The following is a 2,991-nucleotide window of genomic DNA, read 5'->3' on the forward strand; positions in this document are numbered from 1 at the left end:
CCACCCCACCGGTGGGCGACTCGGCCGCCGGCTCCCCCACCCCGGCCGTCACCTCCTTCGGCTACTTCCTGTCCTGCGAGGACCACGGTCCCGCACAGCTCGTCGAGCAGGCCAGGATGGCCGAGCAGGCGGGCTTCACCTCGCTGTGGATCTCCGACCACTACCACCCGTGGAACACCACCCAGGGCCACTCCCCGTTTGTCTGGTCGGTGATCGGCGCGCTCGCCGAGGCCACCTCCCTGCCCGTGCAGACGGCCGTGACGTGCCCGACCGTGCGGATTCACCCCGCGGTGGTGGCGCAGGCCGCCGCGACCTCCGCCGTCCTGCTGGGCGAAGGCCGCTTCCGGCTCGGCGTGGGCACCGGCGAGGCGCTCAACGAACACGTGTTGGGCGACCGTTGGCCGCCGGCGGCGGTCCGGCTGGAGATGCTGGAGGAGGCCGTCCGCCTCATCCGCACCCTGTGCACCGGGCGGGAGACCACCCACCACGGCCGCCACTACACCGTGGAGAACGCCCGGCTGTTCGACGTGCCCGAGGGCGGCGTACCGATCGACGTCGCGGGCTTCGGCCCCGCCGCGGTCGAACTCGCCGGGCGGATCGGCGACGGCTTTGTCACCGTCGAGCCCGACGAGGACGCCGTGGCCAGGTTCCGGCGCGCCGGCGGCGGCCAGAACCCGGTCCGGGGCGGGATGAAGGTCAGCTACGACACCGACCGGGACCGGGCCGCGAAGGCGGTGCTCGACCGCTGGCCGAACATGTTCCTGCCCGGTGAACTGGCCCAGGTGCTGCCCTCCCCGGCCCACTTCGAGCAGGCGAGCCGCCTGGTCACGGAACAGCACGTGACCGAGTCCGGCATCCCGCTGGGCGACGACCCCGAGGAGCACGTGCGGGCTCTGCTCGCCTACCGTGACGCGGGCTTCGACGCCGTGCACGTCAACCAGATCGGCCCGGACCTCCAGGGCTTCTTCGACTTCTACCGCAGCAAGGTGCTGCCGCAGCTCGCCGCCTGACGCCGACATCGGGCGGGTTTGATCATCGGGAAGCGGGAAACCCGGGCCACGACCAGGGTGACCCGCCGTAAGGGAACCCCCACCTCACGACCCTCGGGCGGTGCCATGAACGCCAAGCACAACGCCGACCCCATCCCGCGCGGCCCCCTGGGGACCGCCGCCGTGGCGGTGGGTGTCGTCTTCCTCCTCGTCGGCCTGCTGGGCTTCGTTCCCGGCATCACGACCAACCTCGGGGAGCTGGAGTTCGCCGGCCACGAGTCCAACGCCAAGCTCTTCGGAGTCTTCCAGGTGTCGGTCCTGCACAACCTGGTGCACGTGCTGTTCGGCCTCGCCGGGCTGCTCATGGCCCGGACGGCGCCCCTCGCCCGGACCTATCTGCTCGTCGGCGGCCTGATCTACCTGGCGCTGTGGGTGTACGGGCTGGTCATCGACAAGGACCACGACGCGAACTTCGTTCCCGTCAACACCGCCGACGACTGGCTGCACTTCGCACTCGGCATCGGCATGGTCGGCCTCGGGCTCATTCTCGGCCGAGGCCACGGACGCCGACGCGTGTAGCGACGCCGACGCGTGGAGCGGACGCCGACCGACGCGGGCCCCGACCGCCTGGTCGGGGCCCGCTCCTGTGCCGCCACCCGGGTGTTCTATCGTCAGCTCACGTCAGCGACGGGTCGGCCGGAGCACGGAGGCGGCGGCCACGCACGGGGAGCGACGGATGAGCAGCAAACGCACGAACGCCGGCCGGCCGGCGGAGCTGGAGCGCCGGCTGGGGCTCGGCGACGCGGTGGTCATCGGCCTCGGGGCGATGATCGGGGCCGGAGTCTTCGCCTCCCTCGCCCCCGCCGCCGAGGCCGCGGGGTCGGGGCTGCTGCTCGGCCTCGCACTCGCCGCGGTTGTCGCCTACTGCAACGCGACCTCCTCCGCGCGGCTGGCCGCCCGCTACCCCGCCTCCGGCGGCACCTACGTCTACGGCAGGGAACGGCTCGGCGAGTTCTGGGGCTACCTGGCCGGCTGGTCGTTCATCGTCGGCAAGACGGCCTCCTGCGCGGCGATGGCCCTGACCGTCGGTCTGTACGTGTGGCCCGCGCACGCGTCCGCGGTGGCGGTCGCCGCCGTGGTCGCGCTCACCGCCGTGAACTACCTGGGAGTGCACAAGTCGGCCCTGCTGACCCGGCTGATCGTCGCCGTGGTGCTGGGCGTGCTGGCAGCCGTGGTCGTCGCCTCCCTCACCTCGGACGCGGCCGACGCCGGCCGGCTCGCCCTCGGCGACGACGCCACGTTCGGCGGTGTCCTCCAGGCGGCCGGCCTGCTGTTCTTCGCCTTCGCCGGCTACGCGCGGATCGCCACCCTGGGCGAGGAGGTCCGCGACCCGGCCCGGACGATCCCCCGCGCGGTGCCGCTTGCGCTCGGCGTGACGCTGGTGGTCTACGCGGCGGTGGCCGTCGCGGTCCTGTCCGTCCTCGGTGGTGACCGGCTGGCCGAGGCGACGGCACCGCTCGCCGAGGCCGTCCGCGCCGCCGGTCTGCCGGGACTGGAGCCCGTCGTACGGGTCGGCGCCGCGCTGGCCGCGCTCGGCGCCCTGCTGGCACTGATCCTCGGCGTCTCGCGCACGACGTTGGCGATGTCCAGGGACCGCCACCTGCCGCACGCGCTGGCCGCGGTGCACCCCCGTTTCCGGGTGCCGCACCGCGCGGAGCTGGTCGTCGGCGCGGTCGTCGCCACGCTCGCCGCGACGGCCGACCTGCGGGCGGCGATCGGCTTCTCCTCCTTCGGCGTCCTGCTGTACTACGCCGTCGCCAACGCCTCCGCCTGGACCCTCTCCCCCGCCGAGGGCCGCCCGGCGCGGATCGTGCCGATCGTGGGGCTCGTCGGCTGCCTCGTCCTCGCGTTCTTCCTTCCGCTCGCCTCGGTCCTCGGCGGCCTGGCCGTCATCACTCTCGGCGCCGCGGCCTACGCCCTGCGCCGCCTCCGCCCCCACCGC

General features: G+C 73.6%; 3 protein-coding genes. All 3 read left to right on the plus strand.

The window, feature by feature from the left end:
* The first annotated feature begins 11 nt into the window (after positions 1–11).
* The gene (locus tag GL263_RS24345) at positions 12–1,010 is read left to right on the plus strand and encodes a TIGR03557 family F420-dependent LLM class oxidoreductase (protein ID WP_182857897.1); all 999 of its coding nucleotides are present in this window, start codon (positions 12–14) and stop codon (positions 1,008–1,010) included.
* A 105-nt stretch (positions 1,011–1,115) separates the two neighbouring features.
* Positions 1,116–1,568, plus strand: a complete 453-nt coding sequence (locus GL263_RS24350; protein ID WP_182857895.1) for a DUF4383 domain-containing protein — start codon at positions 1,116–1,118, stop codon at positions 1,566–1,568.
* Between the two features lie 157 nt (positions 1,569–1,725).
* A partial coding sequence (locus tag GL263_RS24355; RefSeq protein WP_182857896.1) for an APC family permease occupies positions 1,726–2,991 on the plus strand: 1,266 nt, incomplete at its 3' end.

This window comes from Streptomyces durbertensis (assembly GCF_014156695.1).
In the GTDB taxonomy this organism is placed as follows: domain Bacteria; phylum Actinomycetota; class Actinomycetes; order Streptomycetales; family Streptomycetaceae; genus Streptomyces; species Streptomyces durbertensis.